This window comes from Citrobacter sp. GW821-FHT02E08, from assembly GCF_059421685.1.
The window spans coordinates 171085-197243 of sequence record NZ_JBWKVL010000003.1 but is presented as its reverse complement, the minus strand read 5'-3'; the positions used below and the strand labels follow the sequence as shown (position 1 = coordinate 197243).

At 51.4% G+C, this 26159-nt stretch carries 24 protein-coding genes and 1 pseudogene; 12 read left to right on the top strand and 13 right to left on the bottom strand.

What is annotated here, in order from left to right; genetic code table 11:
* The first annotated feature begins 301 nt into the window (after positions 1 to 301).
* From AC07UY_RS05320 to cueP, 3 genes are all read left to right on the top strand, one after another.
* The gene (locus AC07UY_RS05320) at positions 302 to 592 is read left to right on the top strand and encodes an HTH-type transcriptional regulator (RefSeq protein ID WP_494659648.1); all 291 of its coding nucleotides are present in this window, start codon (positions 302 to 304) and stop codon (positions 590 to 592) included.
* A gap of 278 nt (positions 593 to 870) precedes the next feature.
* The gene (gene cspE / locus AC07UY_RS05315; protein ID WP_004126446.1) at positions 871 to 1083 is read left to right on the top strand and encodes a transcription antiterminator/RNA stability regulator CspE; all 213 of its coding nucleotides are present in this window, start codon (positions 871 to 873) and stop codon (positions 1081 to 1083) included.
* A 173-nt stretch (positions 1084 to 1256) separates the two neighbouring features.
* Positions 1257 to 1796 (top strand): copper-binding periplasmic metallochaperone CueP, encoded by a 540-nt coding sequence (cueP, locus tag AC07UY_RS05310; protein ID WP_203359621.1) that lies wholly within the window; start codon positions 1257 to 1259, stop codon positions 1794 to 1796.
* Positions 1797 to 1853: 57 nt separating this feature from the next.
* Here cueP and glyS read toward each other — a convergent pair whose 3' ends face one another.
* The 3 genes from glyS to AC07UY_RS05295 form a co-directional block, all read right to left on the bottom strand.
* Entirely contained in the window at positions 1854 to 3923 is a 2070-nt protein-coding gene (gene glyS, locus AC07UY_RS05305) for a glycine--tRNA ligase subunit beta (protein ID WP_494700858.1), read from the bottom strand.
* 9 nt (positions 3924 to 3932) lie between these two features.
* Positions 3933 to 4844, bottom strand: a complete 912-nt coding sequence (gene glyQ, locus AC07UY_RS05300) for a glycine--tRNA ligase subunit alpha (protein ID WP_006817708.1) — start codon at positions 4842 to 4844, stop codon at positions 3933 to 3935.
* Positions 4845 to 4939: 95 nt separating this feature from the next.
* Complete coding sequence (locus AC07UY_RS05295; RefSeq protein ID WP_494659646.1) at positions 4940 to 5242, bottom strand: YsaB family lipoprotein; 303 nt, start codon at positions 5240 to 5242, stop codon at positions 4940 to 4942.
* Between the two features lie 178 nt (positions 5243 to 5420).
* Here AC07UY_RS05295 and AC07UY_RS05290 point away from each other — a divergent pair, with 178 nt between their 5' ends.
* The gene (locus tag AC07UY_RS05290; protein WP_494700859.1) at positions 5421 to 6416 is read left to right on the top strand and encodes an acyltransferase; all 996 of its coding nucleotides are present in this window, start codon (positions 5421 to 5423) and stop codon (positions 6414 to 6416) included.
* Positions 6417 to 6440: 24 nt separating this feature from the next.
* On the opposite strand, the gene AC07UY_RS05285 is transcribed toward AC07UY_RS05290, so the two are convergent.
* The 3 genes from AC07UY_RS05285 to xylA all read right to left on the bottom strand — a co-directional run bounded on the left by AC07UY_RS05285 (position 6441) and on the right by xylA (position 9818).
* Complete coding sequence (locus AC07UY_RS05285; RefSeq protein WP_494700860.1) at positions 6441 to 6794, bottom strand: YiaA/YiaB family inner membrane protein; 354 nt, start codon at positions 6792 to 6794, stop codon at positions 6441 to 6443.
* 172 nt (positions 6795 to 6966) lie between these two features.
* Positions 6967 to 8421, bottom strand: a complete 1455-nt coding sequence (xylB, locus tag AC07UY_RS05280; RefSeq protein WP_494659643.1) for a xylulokinase — start codon at positions 8419 to 8421, stop codon at positions 6967 to 6969.
* 74 nt (positions 8422 to 8495) lie between these two features.
* Positions 8496 to 9818, bottom strand: coding sequence for a xylose isomerase (xylA, locus tag AC07UY_RS05275; protein WP_203359615.1), 1323 nt, complete (start codon positions 9816 to 9818; stop codon positions 8496 to 8498).
* Between the two features lie 370 nt (positions 9819 to 10188).
* On the opposite strand from xylA, the gene xylF reads away from it, so the two are divergent.
* The 4 genes from xylF to xylR all read left to right on the top strand — a co-directional run bounded on the left by xylF (position 10189) and on the right by xylR (position 15243).
* Positions 10189 to 11181 (top strand): D-xylose ABC transporter substrate-binding protein, encoded by a 993-nt coding sequence (gene xylF / locus AC07UY_RS05270; RefSeq protein WP_203361189.1) that lies wholly within the window; start codon positions 10189 to 10191, stop codon positions 11179 to 11181.
* A gap of 101 nt (positions 11182 to 11282) precedes the next feature.
* On the top strand, positions 11283 to 12824 hold the full coding sequence (locus AC07UY_RS05265) for a xylose ABC transporter ATP-binding protein (RefSeq protein WP_494700861.1): 1542 nt from the start codon (positions 11283 to 11285) through the stop codon (positions 12822 to 12824).
* The gene (gene xylH / locus AC07UY_RS05260) at positions 12802 to 13983 is read left to right on the top strand and encodes a xylose ABC transporter permease XylH (RefSeq protein WP_494700862.1); all 1182 of its coding nucleotides are present in this window, start codon (positions 12802 to 12804) and stop codon (positions 13981 to 13983) included. Before AC07UY_RS05265 ends, xylH begins: the two co-directional genes overlap by 23 nt.
* Positions 13984 to 14064: 81 nt before the next feature.
* A complete protein-coding gene (gene xylR, locus AC07UY_RS05255) occupies positions 14065 to 15243 on the top strand; it encodes a D-xylose utilization transcriptional activator XylR (RefSeq protein WP_494700863.1) in 1179 nt (392 codons plus the stop codon).
* Between the two features lie 47 nt (positions 15244 to 15290).
* Here xylR and AC07UY_RS05250 read toward each other — a convergent pair whose 3' ends face one another.
* Complete coding sequence (locus tag AC07UY_RS05250) at positions 15291 to 16115, bottom strand: protein bax (RefSeq protein WP_203359611.1); 825 nt, start codon at positions 16113 to 16115, stop codon at positions 15291 to 15293.
* Positions 16116 to 16431: 316 nt separating this feature from the next.
* Between AC07UY_RS05250 and malS the strand changes: the two genes are divergently transcribed.
* Both malS and avtA read left to right on the top strand, forming a co-directional pair.
* The gene (malS, locus tag AC07UY_RS05245; protein WP_494700864.1) at positions 16432 to 18462 is read left to right on the top strand and encodes an alpha-amylase; all 2031 of its coding nucleotides are present in this window, start codon (positions 16432 to 16434) and stop codon (positions 18460 to 18462) included.
* A gap of 176 nt (positions 18463 to 18638) precedes the next feature.
* On the top strand, positions 18639 to 19889 hold the full coding sequence (gene avtA, locus AC07UY_RS05240) for a valine--pyruvate transaminase (protein ID WP_494659638.1): 1251 nt from the start codon (positions 18639 to 18641) through the stop codon (positions 19887 to 19889).
* Positions 19890 to 19932: 43 nt separating this feature from the next.
* Here the strand turns inward: avtA and AC07UY_RS05235 are convergent, their stop codons facing one another.
* Together AC07UY_RS05235 and AC07UY_RS05230 are read right to left on the bottom strand one after the other, a co-directional pair.
* Positions 19933 to 20406, bottom strand: a complete 474-nt coding sequence (locus AC07UY_RS05235) for a 4Fe-4S dicluster domain-containing protein (protein ID WP_494659637.1) — start codon at positions 20404 to 20406, stop codon at positions 19933 to 19935.
* A gap of 126 nt (positions 20407 to 20532) precedes the next feature.
* A pseudogene (locus AC07UY_RS05230) lies at positions 20533 to 20625 on the bottom strand (IclR family transcriptional regulator); the annotation flags it as partial.
* Positions 20626 to 20738: 113 nt separating this feature from the next.
* Here AC07UY_RS05230 and AC07UY_RS05225 point away from each other — a divergent pair.
* Entirely contained in the window at positions 20739 to 21050 is a 312-nt protein-coding gene (locus AC07UY_RS05225; RefSeq protein WP_203359607.1) for a hypothetical protein, read from the top strand.
* Positions 21051 to 21083: 33 nt separating this feature from the next.
* On the opposite strand, the gene AC07UY_RS05220 is transcribed toward AC07UY_RS05225, so the two are convergent.
* Positions 21084 to 21824 carry a MipA/OmpV family protein gene (locus AC07UY_RS05220; protein ID WP_203359606.1) on the bottom strand — a complete coding sequence of 247 codons (741 nt, stop codon included), beginning with the start codon at positions 21822 to 21824 and terminating at the stop codon, positions 21084 to 21086.
* A 121-nt stretch (positions 21825 to 21945) separates the two neighbouring features.
* On the opposite strand from AC07UY_RS05220, the gene AC07UY_RS05215 reads away from it, so the two are divergent.
* The gene (locus AC07UY_RS05215) at positions 21946 to 22923 is read left to right on the top strand and encodes a LysR family transcriptional regulator (RefSeq protein ID WP_203361188.1); all 978 of its coding nucleotides are present in this window, start codon (positions 21946 to 21948) and stop codon (positions 22921 to 22923) included.
* On the opposite strand, the gene AC07UY_RS05210 is transcribed toward AC07UY_RS05215, so the two are convergent.
* From AC07UY_RS05210 to aldB, 3 genes are all read right to left on the bottom strand, one after another.
* Positions 22917 to 24053, bottom strand: a complete 1137-nt coding sequence (locus AC07UY_RS05210; RefSeq protein WP_494700865.1) for an HlyD family secretion protein — start codon at positions 24051 to 24053, stop codon at positions 22917 to 22919. The two genes, AC07UY_RS05215 and AC07UY_RS05210, sit on opposite strands and share 7 nt — an antisense overlap.
* A gap of 5 nt (positions 24054 to 24058) precedes the next feature.
* Positions 24059 to 24382, bottom strand: coding sequence for a DUF3302 domain-containing protein (locus AC07UY_RS05205; RefSeq protein ID WP_203359604.1), 324 nt, complete (start codon positions 24380 to 24382; stop codon positions 24059 to 24061).
* A 222-nt stretch (positions 24383 to 24604) separates the two neighbouring features.
* Complete coding sequence (gene aldB, locus AC07UY_RS05200; protein WP_192614128.1) at positions 24605 to 26143, bottom strand: aldehyde dehydrogenase AldB; 1539 nt, start codon at positions 26141 to 26143, stop codon at positions 24605 to 24607.
* Between the last annotated feature and the right edge of the window lie 16 nt (positions 26144 to 26159).

Below are 26159 nucleotides of genomic sequence, written 5' to 3'. Positions count from 1 at the left end.
TGAAGGCTGCAATACAACGAGACGCGGAAAGCTGATCCTGCGCTGCCGGGAACCAGGTCCCTGACCCCACCTTCGCGATATAGTAAGAATTTCGTAATCTTTACAAATGTTGCTGATACTGTGCAGATCTCGACCGATATCAGGCCATTAGAAAACGGTTGATCCGCGTCGGACTTGTGCTGAAACGAATCCACTTCGGGATAACACACTGTGTCTTTCTCCCCGCCCTATTTTTCCCGACTATTCTTAATGAGCTTCGATGAAATTCACGATCCCGCTGTGTGATTTATAGGAGTTATCAATGGAATATAAAGATCCCATGCCTGAGCTACTGAGCAGCCTGGAACAGATTGTTTTTAAAGATGAATATCAAAAGATGACCCTGACGCATAAGCCCAGTCCCTTCACCGAATTTGAACAACTGCGAAGAGGAACCGGGTTGCAAACAGATGAGTTCGCCAGAGCGTTGGGCGTGACAGTTGCTACGGTGCAAGAGTGGGAGTCAAAACGCGTAAAGCCTTCTGCCACCGAGTTAAAACTGATGCGTCTCATCCAGGCGAACCCGAGATTAAGTAAGCAATTGATGGAGTGAGCGACCTGCAAACTCCCTCACTTAACGGTCCTGCATCGGGACCGTTTTCCCGCTTAGTTTCCAAAAAGAGAAAATAAAAGTTGCATCAATACGCATTACATGAGTTAATGCACTCAACGGTTTGACGTACAGACCATTAAAGCAGTTTAGTAAGGCAAGTCCCCTTCAAGAGTTATCGTTGATACCCCTCGTAGTGCGCATTTCCTTAACGCTTAAAAAATCTGTAAAGCACGCCATATCGCCGAAAGGCAAACTTATTTTTTAAAAGGTAATACACTATGTCCGGTAAAATGACTGGTATCGTAAAATGGTTCAACGCTGATAAAGGCTTCGGCTTCATCACTCCTGACGATGGCTCTAAAGACGTGTTCGTACACTTCTCTGCTATCCAGAACGAAGGTTACAAATCTCTGGATGAAGGTCAGAAAGTTTCCTTCACCATCGAAAGCGGCGCTAAAGGCCCGGCAGCTGGCAACGTAACCAGCCTGTAAGCTTAAAAAGCTCAGAATTCAAGATCCCTGCCAGATGGCGGGGATTTTTTTTATCTGAATCCCACAGTCCTTCTCTCACCCGTCTTTGCATTACTTTACCTGCGTTACCTTTGACCCTCCCCTTAGGGCAAGCATTATAGTGAAATCCCTGTTTTTCACATGGAATTGAAGCTATGCCGAAATCCTCACTCTTGTTATGCCTGGGATTACTCACCAGCAGCGCCGCATTCGCCGCGACGTCAGAATCCACATTCCTTGCAGAGCATGGGCTTGCCGGTAAATCCGTTGAACAGATCGTCGAAACCATTGATCAGTCTCCGCAAAACCGCCCGCTGCCTTACTCTGCATCCATAACCAGTACCGAGCTGAAGTTATCGGACGGAGACCAGACATACACGTTACCGCTGGGTGATAAGTTCTATCTCTCCTTTGCGCCTTATGAACAGCAAACGCATCCCTGCTTCAACCACAGCCTTTCCGGCTGTCGGGGAGAGATGCCGAACACAACATTTAACGTGAAAGTAACGGATAACAAGGGTGACGTTGTCGTCCAAAAAGAGATGAAAAGCCATCAGAACGGCTTTGTCGGCGTGTGGCTGCCACGCAAGATGGAGGGCGCCATTGAAGTGAGCTACAACGGCAAGAAAGCGGTTCATCCTATTAAGACCATGAATGACAGCCAAACCTGCCTGACTTCGTTGCAGCTGCGCTAACCCTTCTGCATAAAAAAACCTGCCATTCGGCAGGTTTTTTTGCATCAGAGCAAACGCTTACTGCAGCAGCGAAATATCCGCAACGCGCAGGAACAGTTCACGCAGTTTTTCGAGCATAGAGAGACGGTTAATACGCAAGTCTTTATCCTCGACGTTCACCATCACTTTCTCGAAGAAGGCATCGACCGGCTCACGCAGTTCAGCCAGTTCAACCAGCGCTTCCTGATAGCGGCCTTCCGCGAAGAACGGCTCCAGCTTATCGCGCAGCACCACAACCTGCATCGCCAGCTTAATTTCTTCTGGCTCTTTCAGGGTCGCGGCGTTCACACGCTCGTTCAGCGTTTCGTCGGATTTCGCCAGAATGTTGGATACACGCTTGTTAGCCGCAGCCAGTGCAGATGCCGCTTCCAGAGTACGGAAGTGCGAAACCGCCTTCATACGCGCATCGAAGTCTGCCGGACGGGTCGGACGACGCGCCAGCACTGCCTGAATGGTGTCGACGGTGTAGCCTTCATCCTGATACCAGGCGCGGAAACGGCCCAGCATAAAGTCGATAACGTCATCCACCACGTTGGTGTTCGTCAGCTTGTCGCCGTACAGACGCACCGCTTCTTCGGTCAGCGTCTGCAGATCCAGATTCAGGTTCTTCTCAACGATGATACGCAACACGCCGAGCGCAGCACGACGCAACGCAAACGGGTCTTTGTCGCCTTTCGGATGCTGACCGATACCGAAGATACCCGCCAGGGTGTCCATCTTGTCGGCAATCGCCACAGCACATGCCACCGGGTTTGACGGCAGGTCATCACCCGCGAAACGCGGCTGATACTGCTCGTTCAGCGCCACGGCCACATCTTCCGCTTCGCCGTCGTGACGCGCGTAGTGCATACCCATCACGCCCTGGGTGTCGGTGAACTCGAAGACCATGTTGGTCATCAGGTCGCACTTAGACAGCAGGCCCGCGCGGGTCGCGTGGTTTACGTCAGCGCCAATCTGTCCGGCAATCCAGCCTGCCAGCGCCTGAATACGGTCAGTCTTGTCACGCAGCGTACCCAGTTGCTGTTGGAACAGCACGGTTTGCAGACGCGGCAGGTTATCTTCCAGACGTTTTTTACGGTCGGTGTTGAAGAAGAACTCAGCATCAGCCAGACGCGGACGCACCACCTTCTCGTTACCGGAGATGATCTGCTGCGGATCTTTCGACTCAATGTTGGAGACGAAGATAAAGTTCGGCAGCAGTTTGCCGTCGTTCGCGTAAACCGGGAAGTACTTCTGGTCACCTTTCATGGTGTGTACCAGCGCTTCAGACGGCACCGCGAGGAATTTTTCTTCGAATTTCGCGGTCAGGACAACCGGCCACTCCACCAGCGAGGCAACTTCTTCCAGCAGGCTTTCGCTCAGGTCAGCGTTACCGCCAATCTTACGTGCTGCTTCTTCCGCGTCCGCTTTAATCTTCGCCTTACGCTCTTCGTAATCCGCGATGACCTTGCCGCGCTCACGCAGAATTTCAGGATACTGATCGGCATTGTCGAGGGTGAATTCCGGCTCGCCCATAAAGCGATGGCCGCGAATCACGCGATCGGACTGAATGCCCAGAATCGTTGCCGGAATGACTTTATCGCCCAGCAGCAGAGTCACGGTATGCACCGGACGCACGAAGTGGACGTCGCTTGCTCCCCAGCGCATCAGTTTAGGGATCGGCAGTTTCGCCAGCGAGGTTGCCACCATGTTCGGCACCAGCGCTTCGGTGCTTTCGCCCTTCACGTGGGCGCGATAGAGCAGCCATTCGCCTTTGTCGGTGGTCAGACGCTCGGCCTGGTCAACGGTTATCCCGCAGCCACGTGCCCAACCTTCTGCCGCTTTGCTCGGTTTACCTTCTGCGTCAAACGCCGCAGAGACCGCCGGGCCGCGTTTTTCAACTTCGCGGTCTGCCTGTGATTCAGCCAGATTCGCGACTTTCAGCGCCAGACGACGCGGAGCAGCAAACCACTCAACGTTGCCGTGTGCGAGGCCGGCGTTATCCAGCTCCGCGGTAAAGTTCGCAGCAAAGGACTCCGCCAGGCTGCGCAGGGCTTTTGGTGGCAGCTCTTCAGTGCCGATTTCCACCAGAAAAGTTTTCTCAGACATGGCCGCCTCTTACTTGTCTTTGTTGCACATCGGGAAGCCAAGGGCCTCACGGGAAGCATAATAAGCTTCTGCCACTGCTTTGGTCAGGGTGCGAATGCGCAGAATATAGCGCTGACGCTCGGTGACGGAGATGGCTTTACGCGCATCCAGCAGGTTGAAGCTGTGAGCGGCTTTCAGAATACGCTCGTAGGCAGGCAGCGGCAGTGGGTTTTCCAGCGCCAGCAGCTGTTGAGCTTCTTTCTCATACTGCTCGAAGCAGGAGAACAGGAAGTCCACGTCCGCGTATTCGAAGTTATAGGTGGATTGCTCCACTTCGTTCTGATGGAACACGTCGCCGTAGGTGGTTTTACCCAGCGGGCCGTCGCTCCAGACCAGGTCGTAAACGCTGTCTACGCCCTGAATGTACATCGCCAGACGTTCCAGACCGTAGGTGATCTCGCCGGTCACCGGTTTACACTCCAGACCGCCCACCTGCTGGAAGTAAGTGAACTGAGTCACTTCCATCCCGTTCAGCCACACTTCCCAGCCCAGACCCCAGGCACCCAGCGTCGGGTTTTCCCAGTTATCTTCCACGAAACGGATGTCGTGGATGGTCGGGTCCATTCCCAGCTCTTTCAGGGAACCGAGGTACAGCTCCTGAATGTTGTCCGGAGATGGCTTGATGACCACCTGGAACTGATAGTAGTGCTGTAAACGGTTCGGGTTTTCGCCGTAGCGGCCATCGGTCGGACGACGGGAAGGCTGCACATAGGCAGTCGCCATCGGCTCTGGCCCCAGCGCACGCAGGCAAGTCATTGGGTGAGAAGTCCCCGCGCCGACTTCCATGTCCAATGGTTGAACAATGGTGCAGCCCTGGCGAGCCCAGTAATCCTGTAAGGTCAGGATCAAGCCCTGGAAGGTCCTGGTATCAAACTTTTGCATATTATTTCGTGCTGGATACGTGTGGATTTAAAGGAAGGGATCAGTATACCCGCTGACTGCAAGATATACAGTACGAAACGGGAAAAAGGCAGGGCTTAACGCATGGAAAGGTGTAAAAACTGCCCGTCCGCGTCAAAAGAACAGACAAAACCCTCTTTGCGGAAGGTATAGCCACGCATTTCATAACTGCCCTGAAACTGTTCAAAGCCGGTAACATCAATTTTTTGCGGGCCTGTGTTGTAGCGCTTTGCCGCCTGACCTTTGCACAACGCTTCCATATCCAGCGTTCTCAAGGGGCTTACTTTGAGCTTCTGCGCTTTTTGCACCGGCGGTTGCTCGCCAGCACATCCCGCCAGCACCAGAGTCAACATGGCCGGGAAGAGAGACTTCATCATCATTTTTATTACCGCCTTATATGCCGGTCTGTCTTATTATTATTAACGTTCGCGTAGCCAGCGCATTTTGCGAATCTCGCCAACGCATCACAAGCTTTAGCGTATAAACTCAGATTATTCCAGTGAGATACACCGGCAAATCACCAGTCAGACTATTTTTAGAACAGCAACAGAGGCACTGATGCAGCCCAAAATATATTGGATTGATAATCTGCGCGGGATAGCGTGTTTAATGGTGGTCATGATTCATACCACCACCTGGTATGTCACGAATGCGCAAAGCGTCAGCCCGATGAATTGGGATCTTGCGAATATCCTGAACTCTGCTTCACGCGTGAGCGTTCCGCTTTTCTTTATGATTTCAGGTTTTCTCTTTTTTGGGGAACGTAGCGCCCAGCCACGTCATTTTTTACGTATTGCGCTCTGCCTGTTGTTCTACAGCGGCGTGGCGCTGGCATATATCGTGTTGTTTACCTCTATCAACGCAGAACTCTCGCTGAAAAATCTGCTGCAAAAACCGGTGTTCTACCATTTATGGTTTTTCTTCGCGATCGCCGTTATCTACCTGGTATCACCGCTGATACAGGTCAAAAATGTCAGTGGAAAAATGTTGCTGGTACTGATGGTAATGATTGGCATCATCGCGAATCCCAATACCGTGACGCAGAAAATAGGGGGATTTGAGTGGCTACCGATTAATTTATATATCAATGGCGACACCTTCTATTACATCCTGTACGGCATGCTCGGTCGGGCCATTGGCATGATGGACACGCAAAAAAAAGCGCTCACCGTAATAAGCGCGCTGCTTTGTATTACTGCCGTGGTGGTGATTTCTCGCGGCACGTTGTATGAACTTCGCTGGCGAGGAAATTTTGCCGATACCTGGTATGTCTATTGCGGACCTGCGGTGTTTATTTTCGCGATGTCGCTGCTGACGCTGGTCAAGAATACGTTGAATAAACAAACCGTTCCGGTTCTGGGGCTGATTTCGCGTCATTCACTCGGCATTTATGGATTCCACGCGCTCATTATCCATGCGTTGCGCACCAATGGGATTGAAATGAAACAGTGGCCGCCGCTGGATATCGTCTGGATTTTCAGTATCACGCTGGCAGGGAGCTTGCTACTTTCCATGCTATTGCAGCGAGTGGATACGCGCAGGCTGGTCAGCTAAGCTGACAAATGATGGCTCCGGCCATCATTCACTTTCACAATATGACGCGTACATGTCCGTGCCGTACAGACACACTCCCACCGCCAACAGGCAGGTCACTTTTATCACCGGTGACAACTCAATATTCCATAACCCGACGAACAGCATTCCCGAACCAAACAATAACAAATACTTGCAGTGAGTAAGCAGACGTTCGCTGTCGGTCTGATCATAATGAATCAGCACAGGAAAGCCCATCATGACGATAACGCCCAAAAAATAGCCTTTTTGGCACAACGTTTGGCAAACAGGCCATAGTCCTGCCAGATAGACCAGCGCTCCACAGACCAGCAGTAGTAACCCCACTGCCCGCTTCCTGCGCACAATGTTATCGTCCATATCACTCTCCTTATGCTTTGGTGATTCACATTAAGGCAAGAAATAGAGATGAGAAAGACGATGGCGTGGCCATACCGTGAAAATCAGAAAACATACATATTAATTTCTATATATTCAATGAATTAATAGATATGGCGAATCCCTTCCGACACGAACCGAAAGGGATTGCGGGTTAAGACATCAGCGGCAAGAGTTGCTGATAGAGGCGGCGGAAAGTGTCACGCTGCTGTTGATAGCGCGCATGGCGCTGTGCATCCGGATAATGCGCCTGTTCCAACGGGAGCTGCGGCAGCAAATCGGATAACGGTTTTTCGGGATTCACTGCAATTTGTGCCAGACGCGCCGCCCCTAGTGCCGGTCCCACATCGCCACCGGTGCGATAATCTAATTGCAATCCACTGATATCAGAGAGCATCTGCCGCCAGTATTCACTGCGGGCACCGCCGCCAATCAACGTAATGCTGCTGGGTTGCACGCCACACGCATGTACCGCATCCATGCCATCGGCCAACGCGTAACCGACACCTTCCAGTACCGCCCGCGCCAACTCTGCCGGGCCATGCTGATGCGTCAGACCAAAGAACACCCCCTTAGCCTGCGGGTTGTTGTGCGGCGTACGCTCACCGGAAAGATAGGGCAGGAACCAGACAGGCTCGACGTTGTCGTCCGCCTGCTGCGCGGCGGCGATCAGCGCAGGAACATTTGCCATCCCGGTTAATTTTGCCGCCCAGTCCAGGCAAGAAGCGGCGCTCAGCATGACGGACATTAAATGCCAGCGTCCGGGCAGCGCATGGCAAAAACTGTGTACTGCGCTTTCGGGTCTGCTGAGAAAGCCGTCGCTCACCGCAAAATACACGCCGGATGTGCCCAGGGAGAGCATCGCCTGATCGGCATTCATCATCCCGACGCCAACAGCACCGGCTGCGTTATCGCCTCCGCCTGCCACAACGGGCACCGCAGACATCCCCCATGACTGCGCCACTTCTGGCAACAGCGTACCGGTGATATCGCTCCCTTCGTATAAAGCGGGCATATGCGCACGGGTCAGCCCACACGCTTCAAGCATGACGTCACTCCAGTCACGCTTCGCCACATCCAGCCACATCGTACCCGCAGCATCAGACATATCGCTGCCAAACTCACCGGTCATCCGCAGTCGCAGATAATCTTTCGGCAGCAACACGCTGGCGACCTGACGAAAAATCTCCGGCTCGTGGCGTTGAACCCACAATACTTTAGGCGCGGTAAAACCAGGCATCATCAGGTTGCCGGTAATGGTGCGCGATGCTGGCACTTGTTTTTCAAGTAATACACACTCTTCGCCGCAGCGACCGTCATTCCACAGAATCGCCGGGCGTAATACTTTCTGTTGTTTATCAAGTAACGTGGCACCATGCATCTGTCCCGCGATACCCACGGCTTTCACGCCGCTCAAGGTGTGCTGCTGACTCAACGCTTTTACCGCACGATCGGTCGCCTGCCACCACTGTTCAGGATCCTGCTCCGACCATAATGGATGAGGCCGGGAGACGGTAAGCGCCTCTGTTTGTGAGGCAACGACCTCCCCTTGCTCATTCACCAGAATGGCCTTCACACCGGAGGTACCCAGATCAATCCCGATATACATAGCGATGATTCCTTTAAAAGAAATGCCCGGTGGCGTTCTCGCTTACCGGGCTTACGGGCAGCTAATGAAGCCGGTTACTTGTCGAACAGATATTGATTCACCAGATTTTCCAGCAACTCCTGATGGCCGCTCTGATGAACCGGCGCCAGATTACGTTGTTCAGCATACTGCGACAGCTCACTGAGTGATAACTGACCTTTCAGGATTTGCTGACCCAGCTCGCCATTCCATCCGGCATAACGTTTCGCCACGCGTTTATCCAGTTCACCGTCTTCAAGCATACGCGCCGCCACCTTCAGCGACAGCGCCATGGTGTCCATTGCGCCAATGTGGCCGTAGAACAGATCGTATTTATCGGTGCTCTGACGACGCACTTTGGCGTCAAAATTCAGGCCGCCAGTGGTAAAGCCGCCCGCTTTCAGGATCTCATACATCACCAGTGCATTTTCTTCCACGCTGATCGGGAACTGATCGGTATCCCAACCCAGTTGCGCATCACCACGGTTGGCATCGACGGAACCAAAAATACCCAGCGCGATAGCAGAGGCAATTTCATGATGGAAAGAGTGTCCCGCCAGCGTGGCATGGTTAGCTTCAATGTTAACTTTGATCTCTTTTTCCAAACCGAACTGTTTGAGGAAGCCGTAGACGGTAGCAACATCATAGTCATACTGGTGTTTAGTGGGTTCCTGCGGTTTGGGTTCGATCAGCAGCGTGCCCTGGAAGCCAATTTTGTGTTTATGCTCAACCACCATCTGCATAAAGCGACCAATTTGCTCGCGCTCCTGCCGCAGGTCGGTATTCAGCAGGGTTTCGTAGCCTTCACGACCGCCCCACAGTACGTAGTTTTCCCCACCCAATTTATGGGTGGCATCCATTGCCGTCACCACCTGGGTTGCTGCCCAACTAAAGACTTCCGGGTCGGGGTTAGTGGCTGCGCCCGCGCCGTAACGAGGATTGGTAAAGCAGTTCGCCGTCCCCCACAACAGCTTCACGCCGCTCTGGTCTTGCTTTTGCGCCAGAACATCAACCATTTGCGCAAAGTTATTTTTGTACTCTTGTAACGAAGCGCCTTCAGGTGAGACATCCACATCGTGGAAACAGTAATACGGCACATTCAGTTTGTGGAAGAATTCAAACGCGACATCAGCCTTGCGCTTCGCAAGTTCAATCGCGTCGCCAGGTTGCTGCCATGGACGATTAAACGACCCAACGCCAAACATATCGGCGCCATTCCAACAGAAGGTATGCCAGTAGCACGCCGCAAAACGCAAATGATCTTCCATGCGTTTGCCCAACACGATTTCGTCCGGATTATAGTGACGAAATGCTAATGGATTAGTCGATTTGGTGCCTTCATAACGAACACGATCAAGCTGGTCAAAATAGGCTTGCATAATGAACTCCATAATCAGGTAATGCGGCGGGTGATTGATAATGTCGTAATATTGGGCACTCCCTGACCATTGCTCAATTATGTTATTTCACACTGCCATTGAGATAATTCACAAGTGTGCGCCACTTCGCAAAATAAAAGTCAAACAATCAAAAAAACGTTACATATCAAACTTAAATGCAAGTTAATCGCTAATTCATTTAAAATAAGATCCCGGTCATAAATTACGAAATAAACCAAAAATCGTAATCGGAAGATAAAAATCTATAATTGCCTTCCGTGCATTAACTGTTAAAAATCTGCTACGTCTTACGCTGTGATTGTTACTTTTACTGCCGTCCTCTCCTACAAAAGGCATCACGATTATGAAGATGAAGATAAAAAATATTTTACTGACTGTCTGCACATCCCTTTTACTCACCAGCGTCGCGGGTCATGCCAAAGAAGTTAAAATCGGTATGGCGATTGATGATCTCCGCCTGGAGCGCTGGCAGAAAGATCGCGATATTTTCGTCAGCAAAGCGGAATCGCTCGGTGCAAAAGTATTTGTACAGTCTGCAAATGGGAATGAAGAAACCCAAATGTCGCAGATTGAAAACATGATCAACCGTGGCGTAGACGTCCTCGTGATAATTCCTTACAACGGACAAGTCTTAAGCAACGTCATCAAAGAGGCGAAACAAGAAGGGATAAAAGTCCTGGCTTATGACCGCATGATCAACGATGCCGATATCGATTTTTATATCTCTTTTGATAATGAAAAAGTAGGCGAATTACAGGCTCAATCACTGGTCAATATTGTACCCCAGGGAAATTATTTTCTGATGGGAGGATCACCTGTCGATAATAATGCAAAACTGTTCCGCGCCGGGCAAATGAAAGTATTAAAACCGTATATTGACGAAGGCAAAATTAAGGTCGTCGGCGATCAATGGGTTGACGGCTGGTTGCCTGAAAATGCGTTGAAGATTATGGAAAATGCGTTGACCGCCAACAATAACAAAATTGATGCTGTCGTCGCCTCAAATGACGCAACGGCGGGCGGTGCGGTTCAGGCGTTAAGTGCGCAAGGTTTATCAGGAAAAGTCGCTATTTCCGGGCAGGATGCGGACCTTGCCGGTATCAAACGCATTATGGCGGGAACGCAAACGATGACGGTGTATAAACCGATCACCCTGCTCGCCAACACTGCTGCGGAAATCGCTGTCGAATTGGGGAATGATCAACAGCCCAAGGCAGATACCACGCTGAACAATGGTTTGAAAGATGTCCCTTCCCGACTCCTTACACCTATTGATGTGAACAAAGACAATATTACCGAAACGGTCATCAAAGACGGGTTCCACAAGAAAAGCGAGCTTTAAGCGTTACGCCCTCTGAACCATCAGAGGGCGATACCGACGTTGCAGCACAATAACGACAGGTATACACGCAGGGTTCTCTCATTGGCTTATGTGGAGCAGTTATGCCATATCTACTTGAAATGAAGAGCATTACCAAGACATTCGGCGTCGTGAAGGCAGTTGATAACGTGAGCCTCAGGGTCAATGCTGGCGAAATCGTTTCATTATGCGGCGAGAATGGTTCCGGGAAATCGACATTAATGAAGGTGCTGTGCGGTATTTATCCGCATGGAACTTACGAAGGCGAGATCATTTTTGCGGGCGAAACCATTCAGGCTAGCCATATTCGCGACACCGAACGCAAAGGTATTGCCATTATTCACCAGGAATTAGCCCTGGTTAAACATCTGACGGTTCTGGAAAATATATTTCTTGGCAGCGAAATCACGCGTCATGGCCTGTTGGATTACGACATGATGACGCTGCGTTGCCAAAAATTATTAGAACAGGTCAGTTTGTCCATTTCGCCCGATACACGAGTCGGTGATTTAGGTTTGGGACAACAGCAACTGGTCGAAATCGCCAAGGCGCTGAACAAGCAGGTCCGCCTGCTCATTCTGGATGAACCCACGGCCTCACTCACCGAGCAGGAAACCGCCATCCTGCTGAATATCATTCGCGATCTGCAACAGCATGATATTGCCTGCATTTACATTTCACACAAACTCAATGAGGTTAAAGCCATTTCGGATACGATTTGCGTTATTCGCGATGGTCAGCATATTGGCACCCGTGATGCCACTGGCATGAGTGAAGACGATATTATCACCATGATGGTCGGTCGTGAGCTAACCGCGCTCTATCCCAGTGAACCGCACACAATGGGAGAGGAGATTTTACGGGTTGAGCACCTTACCGCCTGGCATCCTGTGAACCGCCATATTAAGCGGGTTAACGATATTTCCTTCTCCCTTAAGCGCGGTGAAATTCTGGGCATTGCCGGACTCGTTGGGGCCGGGCGTACCGAAGCCGTTCAGTGTCTGTTTGGCGTCTGGCCAGGCCGTTGGGAGGGGAAAATATTCATTGAGGACAAGCCGGTAGATATTCGTAACTGCCAGCAAGCCATTGCTCAGGGTATTGCCATGGTTCCCGAAGACCGTAAAAGAGACGGCATTGTTCCCGTGATGGCGGTGGGGAAAAACATCACGCTGGCGGCCCTCGATACCTTTACCGGAACACTGAGCCATCTCGATGATGCCGCAGAACAAAAATGCATTCTGGAATCTCTCCAGCAGCTCAAAGTCAAAACCTCCTCTCCCGATCTGGCCATTGGACGTCTGAGCGGAGGCAATCAGCAAAAAGCGATTCTGGCACGCTGTCTCCTGTTAAATCCCCGCATTCTCATCCTTGATGAACCCACGCGGGGAATTGATATCGGCGCTAAATATGAAATCTACAAGCTTATTAACCAGCTTGTGCAGCAAGGTATCGCCGTCATTGTCATCTCTTCTGAATTACCCGAAGTGCTCGGACTGAGCGATCGCATCCTGGTGATGCATGAAGGAAAACTGAAAGCTAACCTGGTGAATCATAACCTGACTCAGGAGCAGGTCATGGAAGCCGCATTGAGGAGCGAACAGCATGTCGAAAAACACCCCGTCTGAAGCGAAACTTGCGGCCCCACGGGCAGGCGGCTTCCCCGGAATCAAATCGCTTAATTTACAAGTCTTCGTCATGATTGCGGCGATCATCGTAATCATGTTGTTTTTCACGTGGACCACAGAGGGTGCCTACCTGAGCGCCCGTAACGTCTCTAACTTGCTGCGGCAAACCGCGATCACGGGTATCCTGGCAGTTGGTATGGTGTTCGTGATTATCTCCGCCGAAATCGATCTCTCGGTCGGTTCGATGATGGGCTTATTGGGCGGCGTCGCGGCAATCTGCGACGTCTGGCTCGGTTGGCCATTGCCGCTGACGGTGATCGTCACGCTGGTTCTGGGTTTGCTCCTCGGCACCTGGAACGGATGGTGGGTCGCCTACCGCAAAGTCCCTTCGTTTATTGTGACGCTTGCCGGCATGTTGGCTTTCCGCGGAATTCTCATCGGGATCACTAACGGCACAACGGTCTCGCCCACCAGCGCCGCCATGTCGCAGATTGGCCAGAGTTACTTGTCTGATGGTACTGGCTTTATCATCGGCGCACTCGGGTTAATGGCGTTTATCGGCTGGCAATGGCGTGGGCGTATGCGCCGCCAGGCGTTAGGCCTTGAATCTCCCGTAGCGACGTCGGTTGTCGGTCGCCAGGCGTTGACGGCCATTATCGTATTAGGCGCGATCTGGCTGCTGAATGATTATCGTGGTGTCCCGACGCCGGTGCTGCTGCTGACGCTGTTGTTGCTCGGCGGCATGTTTATGGCAACGCGCACCGCCTTTGGTCGTCGCATTTACGCCATCGGCGGCAATATCGAAGCCGCACGTCTGTCTGGTATTAACGTCGAGCGTACCAAGCTCGCGGTCTTCGCCATTAATGGCCTGATGGTGGCGATTGCCGGGCTGATCCTCAGTTCACGACTTGGCGCGGGCTCACCTTCCGCCGGGAATATTGCGGAACTGGATGCGATTGCCGCGTGTGTAATTGGGGGAACCAGCCTGGCGGGCGGTATCGGGAGTGTCGCCGGTGCCGTTATGGGGGCATTTATTATGGCCTCTCTCGACAATGGAATGAGTATGATGGATGTTCCCACTTTCTGGCAGTATATCGTGAAGGGAGCGATTCTGTTGCTGGCAGTATGGATGGACTCAGCAACCAAACGCCGTGCCTGAATGTAAGAAAATGGGGAAGTTTCAATGCCGGTAAATATCTACCGGCATTGTTTTTATGCATGATTCAGCAGGAAAAGAACCATGTTTGATAAACGTCATCGTATCACGCTGTTATTTAACGCCAACAAAGCTTACGACCGTCAGGTCGTCGAAGGTGTCGGTGAATATTTGCAAGCGTCGCAATCCGAGTGGGATATCTTTATTGAAGAAGACTTTCGTGCCCGGATTGATAACATCAAAGAGTGGCTGGGAGATGGCGTCATCGCCGACTACGACGACGATGAGATTGCCCGTCTGCTTGCTGACGTTGACGTTCCCATCGTCGGCGTCGGCGGTTCCTACCATCTTCCTGAACATTACCCTCCGGTCCATTACGTCGCCACGGATAACTTCGCATTGGTGGAAAGCGCCTTTCTGCACCTGAAAGAAAAAGGGATTAACCGTTTTGCCTTCTATGGCCTGCCCGCCTCCAGCGGTAAACGCTGGGCAGCAGAACGTGAATACGCGTTTTGTCAATTAGTGGCGGAAGAGAAATACCGCGGCGTGGTCTATCAGGGGCTGGAGACGGCGCCAGAAAACTGGCAGCACGCGCAAAACCGCCTGGCGGACTGGCTGCAGACCCTTCCGCCACAAACCGGCATTATTGCGGTGACGGACGCCCGTGCGCGGCATGTGCTGCAGGTCTGTGAACATCTGCACATCCCGGTGCCTGAAAAGCTGAGTGTCATTGGGATTGATAACGAAGAACTCACCCGTTACCTGTCACGCGTCGCGCTCTCGTCGGTCGCACAGGGCGCGCGGCAGATGGGATATCAGGCGGCCAAAATACTGCACCGCCTGCTGGCCAACGAAGAGATGCCCTTACAGCGCATCCTCGTCCCTCCGGTGCGCGTCGTGGAGCGTCAGTCGACCGACTATCGTTCGCTCACAGACCCGGCCGTCATTCAGGCCATGCATTTCATTCGCAATCATGCCTGTAAAGGTATCAAGGTTGATCAGGTGCTGGACGCGGTGGGAATTTCCCGCTCAAATCTGGAAAAGCGATTCAAAGAGGAGGTGGGGGAGACTATCCACGCCGTAATCCATGCTGAAAAACTGGAAAAAGCGCGTAGCCTGTTGATTTCCACCACACTGTCGATCAACGAAATCTCACAGATGTGCGGCTATCCTTCCCTGCAATATTTCTATTCGGTCTTTAAAAAAGAGTATGGCACGACCCCAAAAGAGTACCGTGACCTGAACAGTGAAGTGTTGTTGTGATGTGCTTGCCGGATGGCGGCGCTAATGCGCCATCCGGCATGTAACGATTACATATGCGCGGCAATTAAGCGCTGGTTATCCTGGTACATGGCGAACAGATAGTTGTTATAGCTCTGTCCTTTCGTTGAATAACCTTTCAACTTATGAATCATCGCGGTAGCCGTCACTTCCTGATCCGCTTTGCGCAATTGCGCGCGCGACTTACGGAAGGAGGAGTAAGCCGGGTGGGTATTCAGGTTGATGACATAGGCGCTGACCGACTCTTTAACAGAGTCGAACTGAGAATAGCCTTTCACCTTACCAGGCGCGTTGCTGCAACGGCCCTTCCCGCACTTCATACCGAACAGATTGTTATTGTTACGGGCCAGCTTAGAGGTACCCCAGCCGCTTTCTGCCGCAGCCATTGTCGCCACCATGCTGGTAGGGATAATGTCGACACGCTCAAGCAACGTGTTCCACGGAACTTTACGCGTATTGCCGGACCAGCTCACCTTGTAGCGTTTCGCGATATCTTTCATGCGCGCACGCTCAGAAGGCGACCAGCGGTTCTGGTACTGCTTTGAAATCAGCCAATTACGATCAGCCGTAATGGCAGCATTTTGACTGGTAATATAAGGCATAACCGTCCGGAGAAACGCTTTTTTCCTTGGTGTTCCGGAAGGGTATTTTCGCAAATCAGGAAGTGAACTGCTCTTTGCACTATTGCGAGAATACTCTTGTTTACTGCTTGCCTGTGTATTACTTGTCTTGGTTACGTGGGACTTCTGACTCGTTGTCGTCGTGTGCGTCTTTGCCAGCACCTCACCCGAAAATGCGATGGTGAGTAACATAAGAATCATGGCCCCATATCGTCGAATGGGAGTCAATATCATTAGGTCTCCTGGTCGGATTTATACATTCCAACACCTTATATTTTTCACAAAAATGAGAGTTGAATCTCAAATCATATCAAAAATAGCCGTCAAGAGCACTCAAAGGAATAGTCCAATTCTGAAACTATGTCACGCGCTAACGGTTAGGAATGTCATTAATTCGATGAAAATGTGGAGGTTATCGCAAAATAAGGCTGTTTTTTGCGCACGATCGCTCATCCTCGCGCCTCATCCTAGAGGTATTCATCCAAAGGATGATTTTGCCGCCCCATTTCACTGGCAAACTGACTAAAATCGCAGCAACAAGGACCGCGTTATGAAACTTGCCGCCATTGCTTTGGCGTTGATGCCCGGCATTGCGATCGCCGCATCATGGACAACGCCCGGCTTCCCGGCTTTTACTGCACAAGGAACCGGTAAGTTTGTCAGCCATACCACGTTGACGAAGGGTACTCGCCCTTTAACGCTGACGTTTGACCAACAGTGCTGGCAGCCTGCAGAGACGATAAAGCTCAATCAGATGCTGTCCCTCAAACCGTGCGAAGAAGCCCCTCCACAATGGCGGCTTTTTAAAGAGGGCGACTATACGCTGGAGGTGGATACCCGCTCGGGTACACCAACACTGATGCTGTCGGTAAAGAATGCCGCTGAACCTGCCGAAAACCCAATACGCCAGTGCCCGAAATGGGACGGTTCGCCGCTGACCCTGGATGTCGCCGGGACCTTTGCGGAAGGCTCAAAAGTACGTGATTTCTACAGCCAGCAAATCGTCACGGTTAAAAATGGTCACATCACACTCCAGCCCGCGGCGACCAGCAATGGGCTTTTACTGCTGGAGCGGGCAGAGACCGACGCTCCCGCCGCATTCGACTGGCATAACGCCACCGTCTATTTTGTGCTGACGGACCGCTTCCAGAATGGCGATCCGACAAACGATAACAGCTATGGTCGCCATAAAGACGGTATGCAGGAGATCGGTACCTTTCATGGCGGTGATCTACGCGGGCTGGTGAGCAAGCTGGACTATCTCCAACAGCTTGGCGTCAACGCCCTGTGGATAAGCGCCCCCTTTGAGCAAATTCATGGTTGGGTCGGCGGCGGCACCAAAGGCGATTTTCCTCATTACGCTTACCACGGTTATTACACCCAGGACTGGACCACACTTGACGCCAATATGGGTACCGGTGACGACCTGCGCGCGCTGGTTGACGGCGCACATCAGCGTGGTATTCGAATTCTGTTCGATGTGGTGATGAACCATACCGGTTACGCCACGCTGGCAGATATGCAGGAGTACCAGTTTGGCGCGCTGTATTTATCGGGAGATGAGCTGAAGAAAACGCTCGGTGAGCGCTGGACGGACTGGAAACCCGCAGCGGGTCAAAGCTGGCACAGCTTTAATGATTACATCAACTTCGGCGATAAAACCGCATGGGAAAAATGGTGGGGGAAAAATTGGATCCGCACCGACATCGGAGATTACGACGCGCCAGGCTTTGATGACCTGACCATGTCCCTGGCCTTTCTGCCCGATCTCAAAACCGAGTCCATCACTCCTTCTGGCCTGCCCGTCTTCTATCAACACAAACCGGATACCCACGCCAAAGCCATTGCGGGTTACACACCGCGAGATTATTTAACCCACTGGTTAAGTCAGTGGGTACGAGGCTACGGCATCGACGGTTTCCGCGTCGATACCGCCAAGCACGTCGAACTTCCCGCCTGGCAACAACTGAAAACGCAGGCCAGCGCTGCGCTGGTTGAATGGAAACGCGCCAATCCGGACAAAGCGCTGGATAACAGCCCCTTCTGGATGACCGGTGAAGCCTGGGGTCATGGCGTGATGCAAAGCAACTACTACCGCCACGGCTTCGACGCGATGATCAATTTTGATTACCAGGAACAGGCGGCAAAAGCGGTCGATTGTCTGGCCGACATGGACCTTACCTGGCAACAAATGGCAGAAAAATTGCAGGATTTCAACGTCCTGAGCTATCTCTCATCGCACGATACTCGCCTGTTCCGGGAAGGTGGCGATAAAGCAGCGGAGCTGTTGCTGCTGGCGCCTGGCGCTGTGCAGATTTTTTACGGTGATGAGTCTGCGCGACCTTTCGGCCCGACAGGCTCCGATCCTCTGCAAGGTACACGGTCAGAGATGAACTGGCAGGACGTGAACGGTAACGCGGCGGATACCGTTGCGCACTGGCAGCGTATCAGCCAGTTCAGAGCCCGCCATTCCGCCATAGGTGCAGGCAAACAAACGACCCTTTCATTAACGCAGGGATACGGCTTCGTGCGCGAGCAGGGTGACGATAAAGTGATGGTCATTTGGGCTGGCCGCCCCTGATTCTCCCGGGTTCTGGCACCCGTCATGTGTCAGAACCCTTTAGCAAAACAAAACACTAACCAGACAGAAACTGGCAGCATAAAGTGTGATTCTCTTCACAGTCGCCTGATTTGCACCCTGCCAGAGGTAGCGCTATGGTTAGCCACTTTACTACTCAGCCCGACAGACCATCTGCTATGACATTCTCACTTTTTGGCGACAAATTTACCCGCCACTCAGGCATTACCCGCCTGATGGAGGACCTCAACGACGGTTTACGCACGCCCGGCGCAATCATGCTTGGCGGCGGTAACCCGGCGCAAATCCCGGCGATGCAGGAATACTTCCACACGCTGCTGACCGGGATGCTGGAAAATGGCAAAGCCACTGATGCGCTTTGTAATTATGACGGTCCGCAGGGAAAAACCGAATTACTGGACGCGCTCGCCGCACTGCTCCGTGAAACGCTGGGTTGGGATATCGGGCCACAAAATATTGCGCTAACAAATGGTAGTCAGAGCGCATTTTTCTACTTGTTTAATCTCTTTGCCGGACGCCGCGCCGACGGCACGACCAAAAAAGTGCTTTTCCCGCTCGCGCCGGAATACATTGGCTATGCCGATTCAGGTCTGGAGGAAGATCTCTTCGTTTCGGCACGCCCGAATATTGAGTTGCTGCCGGAAGGCCAGTTTAAATATCACGTTGATTTTGAACATCTGCATATCGGCGAAGAGACGGGCATGATCTGTGTATCGCGCCCAACAAACCCAACCGGTAATGTCATCACCGACGAAGAGCTCATGAAGCTGGACGCTCTGGCGCATCAACATAGCATCCCGCTGGTGATTGATAACGCCTACGGCGTCCCCTTCCCGGGAATTATTTTCAGCGACGCACGACCGTTGTGGAACCCCAACACTATTCTGTGTATGAGCCTCTCCAAGCTGGGGCTGCCCGGTTCTCGCTGCGGTATTATTATCGCCAATGAAGAAATCATCACCGCCATCACCAACATGAACGGCATTATCAGCCTGGCGCCTGGGGGGATGGGGCCCGCGATGATGTGTGAAATGATCAAACGCAACGATCTGCTGCGCCTGTCAGAGACCGTGATCAAACCGTTTTATTACCAGCGCGTTCAGGAGACGATTACCATCATTCGTCGCTATTTATCTGAAGACCGCTGCCTGATCCATAAACCGGAGGGCGCCATTTTCCTGTGGTTGTGGTTTAAGGATTTGCCCATCACCACAGAATTGCTCTACCAGCGCCTGAAAAAACGCGGCGTCCTGATGGTGCCCGGCGACTATTTCTTCCCAGGGCTGGATAAGCCATGGCCGCACACGCATCAATGTATGCGGATGAATTACGTTCCCGAACCGGAAAAAATCGAAGCGGGCGTAAAAATTCTGGCTGAAGAGATTGAACGCGCCTGGCTTGAGGGCTGACAGAACGTCACATTCCCGGTCATGATTGCCGGGAATGTCGTGTTCACAATGGTTGGGAAAGCAGACGATGACGTTGTAGCGTGACGACGTCCAGGCACGCTAAGGCATGGGTTGGACAGGCCTCGACACAGGCGGGCCCCGCCTCGCGATGCCAGCAAAGATCGCACTTGATGGCCTGCGTCCGTGACAACGTCGAAACCACATTCATCGCCCCAAACGGGCATGCCAGCATACAACTTTTACACCCGATACAGCGCGATTGCTCAACGAAGATATGCCCACGTTCGCGACGAATAGCCTGCGTCGGGCAGACGTTCGCACACGGTGCATCTTCACATTGATGGCAGGTGACCGCTGTGGTGAATGCGTTATCTTTAATGACCCGAATTCGCGAGACAAATTCTCCGGAGGAGACTGCTGCGCAGTCCTGGTTCTCCTGATGTGAGACCACACAGGCAACTTCGCAGGTCCGACATCCAATGCACTTCGTTGCATCCGCCACAATAAATGGGTTCATGACCTGCTCCCTTCGACCTAAAACGCCAGAGTGCCAGAGTGGCCGCCAGCGCTGCTTTGATCCGACAACGGAAATCACACATTTTTGTCAGATGCCCGTCATGTTCTGGTGTTTTGTCTGACGACGTTAATCCCTCACACTAAAACCCAGTTCATTCGAATTTGCCAAAGCGGCCTCACGCAGCAACTTAAGAAAATTCTTTTCTCTCACCGGCTTAAGGCATAGAGAAATAAAAGATAAAACCAACCCGGCGGCACAACAGGCGCTTGCAGGTCAGGCTCATCCCTTCATGCTACAATCACAGCACTTTACCTTTCGATGAGAAAATAAAAATGAGCAAGGACAGCGCCACCGACATCTCCATGAAGCGAATCAAACCGTCAGCAATCTATCGGCTTATGCTGATTGGCCTTGGTATTCCATTGCAAATTTTTGCGGTGGTGTGCGGTGTGATGGGTATCTTTGGGGCCGACATGGTGAAATGGAACGATCAACCGGTACATGGCATTCTTGCGCTTCCGGCAGCGATGTTCAGCGCCCTGTTTGTTACCGTTATCTTTACCGCATTCATGGGCTCAGTCACCTGCCTGGGACTGTGGATCTACAGCCGTTTTCGTCCTCTTAAGGTAAAGACGCTGGATTAACCCGGCCGGCACGCAGCCGGGCTAAAACCATTATCAGAAGCGCCAGCTCAGTCCGGTCATGAAAGCGAAACTGTCGTCGCGATCCACCATCGGGCTGTCTTTAACATCGTCCGGCAGCACGGTATAGGTTGCGTTGGCAACCAGCACCAGATTGTTGGTTAACGGATACTTCATGGTCAGACCCACATACGGCATCCAGCTGTCGTCAGGCGAGTAGCTGGACAGTCCGCTGCGGCGGGATTCGCTGCCCGATACACCGTAGTAGTAGTCGTTGAAATTTTCGTCGTAATAGAAGACACCAGCAGACGGTGTAAGGGTGAATTTACCCACAGGCATTTGGCGGAAAACAGAAACCTCACCCATCCAACCATTGCTGTTATCCAGAACATCTGCGGCAGCAGAGACTTTCACGCTTCCCCACTTCTCGTGGCGATACCATGCGGCACCGACCATGGCTGTGCTGTCGCGCTTATCCAGCTGCTTCATGTCATGCTCATCGTTGTCGGCAGGATCAAACTCCAGCGGCATCCAGGAAGCGGTTATGCTAAATTCGTTTTTTTCATTTTTTGAAAGAATATAACCTAAGGATGTTTGTCTGAAATAAAAAGACTCACTTTCGTAACTGATCAGCGGCACCGCGTGAACATTTTCATTATAGCCGCGATACGGTGATTCATTATAAACAGCACCGGCACCAAGAGAGAATTCTGAAGCAGTTGCACTCGCCATAAAAGACATTGCAAATACTGCCAAAATATTACGTTTAATTAACATGCCAAACTTTCCATTTTAAAATAAGCTACAAAGCACGTGCATAATAATGCTTACAATTTCATCGATGCAATGTACTTATTTATATAGTAATATATAAATTCATATATACATGGATTCCATGATGAATAAACAACAACTCAAGCTGAGAGAATTAAAGATTATCTCGGTAATTGCTGCCAGCGAAAATATCAGCCATGCCGCGTTAGCGCTGGGTATCGCACAGGCAAACGTTAGCAAGTACCTTGCTGATTTTGAATCAAAAATAGGATTAAAGGTATTCGACAGAACCACCCGACAACTGACGCTCACACCGTTTGGGGCCGCGCTTCTCCCGTATATCAACACCTGCCTGGATAAAAATAATCAGTTAACTAATTTTATTGCTGATTATAAGCATGAAAAAAGCGGACGCGTTACCGTGTATGCACCTACAGGTATTACTTCTTATTTATCTAAGAATGTTATTGCTAATATATCAAATATTGGCGACATTATTTTAACACTTAAAACATCAAACCTTGAACGAAAAGCATTTTATGAAGGTGTCGACTTTCCAGATGACTGCGACATTATGGTGACGTATGCGCCACCGAAAGATCAAACGTTGGTTGCCTCATTCCTGGCAAAATATGCCGTCAGCGCTTATGCCAGTCGTGAATATCTAAATAAGCATCCCATTAATCACCCCCAGGAACTTGAAAATCATTCCTGTATTCTTATTGATTCAATGATGATTGATGATGCCAATATCTGGCGTTTTGCATCAAACGGCGGGGTGGATATTCATGAGTATCGGGTGAAAGGAAATTATGTTTGCGACAATACGCAAGCAGCACTCGACCTTGCCCGCAATCATTTGGGCATTGTCTTTGCGCCAGATACAACATTGAAGCAGGATATTCAGTCTGGAACGTTGTTCCCCTGTTTTCCGGAACAACATCAGTGGTGGCTGGATTTAGTCGTTATCTTCCGCAAGCGTGAGTATCAACCCTGGCGGGTGCAGTATGTGCTGGATGAGTTGCTGAACGAAATTCGTCATCAGCTTGCTCACGTAATCCAGAAATCACCTGAGCAAGCTTGTCAGTTAACAGATCAATGATCGAGATACAGGTAGTGCATCCAACTGGTCATTCGCAACAGCACTTTACGCATAATGGAGACGTGGCTGAAGTGCTCGGAATAGACGGCAACCTGGGCGAAGATACCGTCAGGCAGCGCGTTGAAATCCACATTCTCATTCAGTTCGATGCTGGCGATCACCCCATCTGTTCCAGGCGTGACGTTTAAAGATTGTAAGGCGCCCATCGACTGATATGTCCCCCCGGGTACTGCGGGGCTAATGGAAGAGAGCTTCCCGCTATACACTCTTCCCGGCAAGGCGTTAAACACCACTTCAGCTTCATCGCCAGGCTTCAAACGCAGCAGCGAGTTCTGCCGGAACTGAGCGATAATTTGTCGTTTCTGGCTGGGAATAAACACCATCACCGGACGCAGAGGCAGAGCGGCGGCATAGGTGCCAGGACGGATCAATACCTGCGTCGCATATCCATCGCTCGGCGCGCGCACGACGGTTTGTTCAAGGTTAAATTCAGCTTCCGCAAGTTGCGCTCTGAGGCTGGCGACCTGCGAGTTTTCGCCCTCAACCAGACTGTCTAACTGACTTTGGATCTGCTGCTCTTCTGCAATGGATGATTTGACTGCCGCTTCCTGAGCCAGATAGTTCTGCCGTGCAGCATCAATATCGCGTTCCGAGAACGGATTCACTTTTGCCTGACTGCCCTGCAGGTAACGCTGATAATCTTTCCCAACTCGATCCCGCGTGGCTTTCGCCTTCTGAGTATTTGCCTGCATTTCTGCCAGTTGCGCGACAAGCGTCTGCTCTTTATGGGTCGCCGTGACAATATCAGCCTGCAAACGATCAACCCGAGCCTGATAACGTCCCGGATTCAATTTGAAAAGAACTTCCCCTTTTTTTATCAGGGTATCTTTCTTATCCGTCACTTCGATGACAGTACCCGTCACCAACGGCACTACCGGAATGGAAACCACCGCCTTCTGCGCTTTAAAAGTATACGGATGGTTATAGTTCATCAGTAATATTAAACCGCTCACAATAAATATACCGCCTAATGCCGCAGTCGGTATTGTCCATTTATTGACGGGAATTTTGAAGATCTTAAACATGGCCCATGCAAAAGCCACATAGGTGAGAATAATCAGTAAATCCATAACAATTACTCCGCTGGGGAGGACTTAGCCTCAGCCAGTTGTTTTTCCAGTCCGGCGACACGTTGTTGCAACTCAATAAGGTCAGGGTTATGACTCTGCATTCCCCATCCGCGGTCCGGACGATACAGCGTGGCCCAAATCCATAAGAAAGGCCAAATAATATGTAACGTAAACAAACTCACCCAACCGGCGACATGTATCGCATCGGCATGTGGATGATTGCGTTTTTTCGCAATGAGGTAAGGAATATCATGCAGAATGATAATCCCATAAAAAATAACCAGGAATACGACAACCAATACACCTAGTGCAAAATAATTCAGGAACATATTTCCCTCAAAAACTCAAAAAATATCAATCAGCATTTTAACAAAAACAAATACATCTGGAGGATAGTAATGGGGGGGGCGCTCGCCAGGCAATGCCCATATTTATATAAAGCTATATAGTTTTATATATACTACAGTGGTGTTGCGGATGGACCTGCGTTGGATTTGAAGGGATTCATGCCCGGTAAACGTAAGGTCACCGGGCATGTTATAAAATAAATATCAGAACAATCCTAGCGGTTTATCAGAGTAGCTCACCAACAGACATTTGGTTTGCTGATAGTGCTCGAGCATCATTTTGTGTGTCTCTCGGCCAATGCCCGACTGCTTATAGCCCCCAAACGCGGCATGCGCGGGATAAGCATGGTAACAGTTGGTCCACACGCGCCCGGCCTGAATACCACGTCCCATTTTATAGGCCAGATTGCCATTGCGACTCCAGACCCCAGCGCCGAGGCCATATTGAGTGTCGTTAGCGAGCGCCAGCGCTTCATCCATCGTTTTGAAGGTCGTCACCGCCAGCACCGGGCCGAAGATCTCCTCCTGGAATACGCGCATATTGTTCTTACCGAACAGGATGGTCGGCTCGAGGTAGTAGCCCTCTTTTAACTCACCTTCCAGCTGTTTGCGCCGCCCGCCAGTCAGAACATCAGCCCCTTCTTTCTTACCAATATCAATGTAATTCAGAATGGTTTCCATCTGACCATGAGAGACCTGTGCCCCCATCTGCGTCACGCTGTCGAGCGGGTTACCACTGCGGATGCTCTCCACCCGGCGAATCGCTCGTTCCATAAAGCGCTCATAAATGGATTCCTGTACCAGCGCGCGACTCGGGCAGGTACAGACCTCGCCCTGGTTAAATGCGAAGAGAGCAAAGCCTTCCAGCGCCTTGTCGAAGAACGCATCTTCTTCATCCATCACATCAGCAAAGAAGATATTCGGGGATTTCCCACCCAGCTCCAGCGTCACCGGAATAATGTTCTGCGTGGCATACTGCATGATCTGCTGGCCAACTTCCGTCGAACCGGTAAACGCTACTTTTGCGATGCGCTTCGAGGTTGCCAGATATTCACCGATCTCCCCGCCCGCACCGTTAACCACGTTCACCACGCCCGGCGGCAGCAAATCGCCAATGATTTCCATCAGCAACAGCACCGAAAGCGGTGTCAGACGTGCGGGTTTGAGCACCACACAGTTGCCCGCCGCCAGCGCTGGCGCCATTTTCCAGCTTGCCATCAGCAGAGGGAAGTTCCACGGGATGATTTGTCCCACCACGCCAAGCGGTTCATGGAAATGGTAAGCGACCGTGTCGCTGTCCACTTCACTGATACCGCCTTCCTGCGCACGGATGCACGAGGCAAAATAGCGGAAATGATCGATCGCCAGCGGCACGTCGGCAGCGCTGGTTTCACGAATCGGTTTGCCGTTGTCCCAGGTTTCCGCCGTTGCCAGCAGCTCCAGATTTTGCTCCATACGATCGGCAATTTTGAACAGAATGGCAGCGCGATCCTGCACTGAGGTATGCGCCCATTTGTCTTTTATCTTATGGGCAGCATCAAGTGCCAGATCGATATCTTTTTTGCCGGAAGAGGCCACTTCACACAGCAGTTGCCCGGTCACAGGCGTCAGGTTCTGATAGTACTCACCGTCTGCAGGCGCAACCCAGTCGCCACCGATAAAGTTGTCGTAGCGGGCTTTTAACTTCAGAGGATAACCATATTCGCCGGGCTGGATACGTGTTGAAGGGGGATTATTGGTCATGAACGTCTCCTTAGCT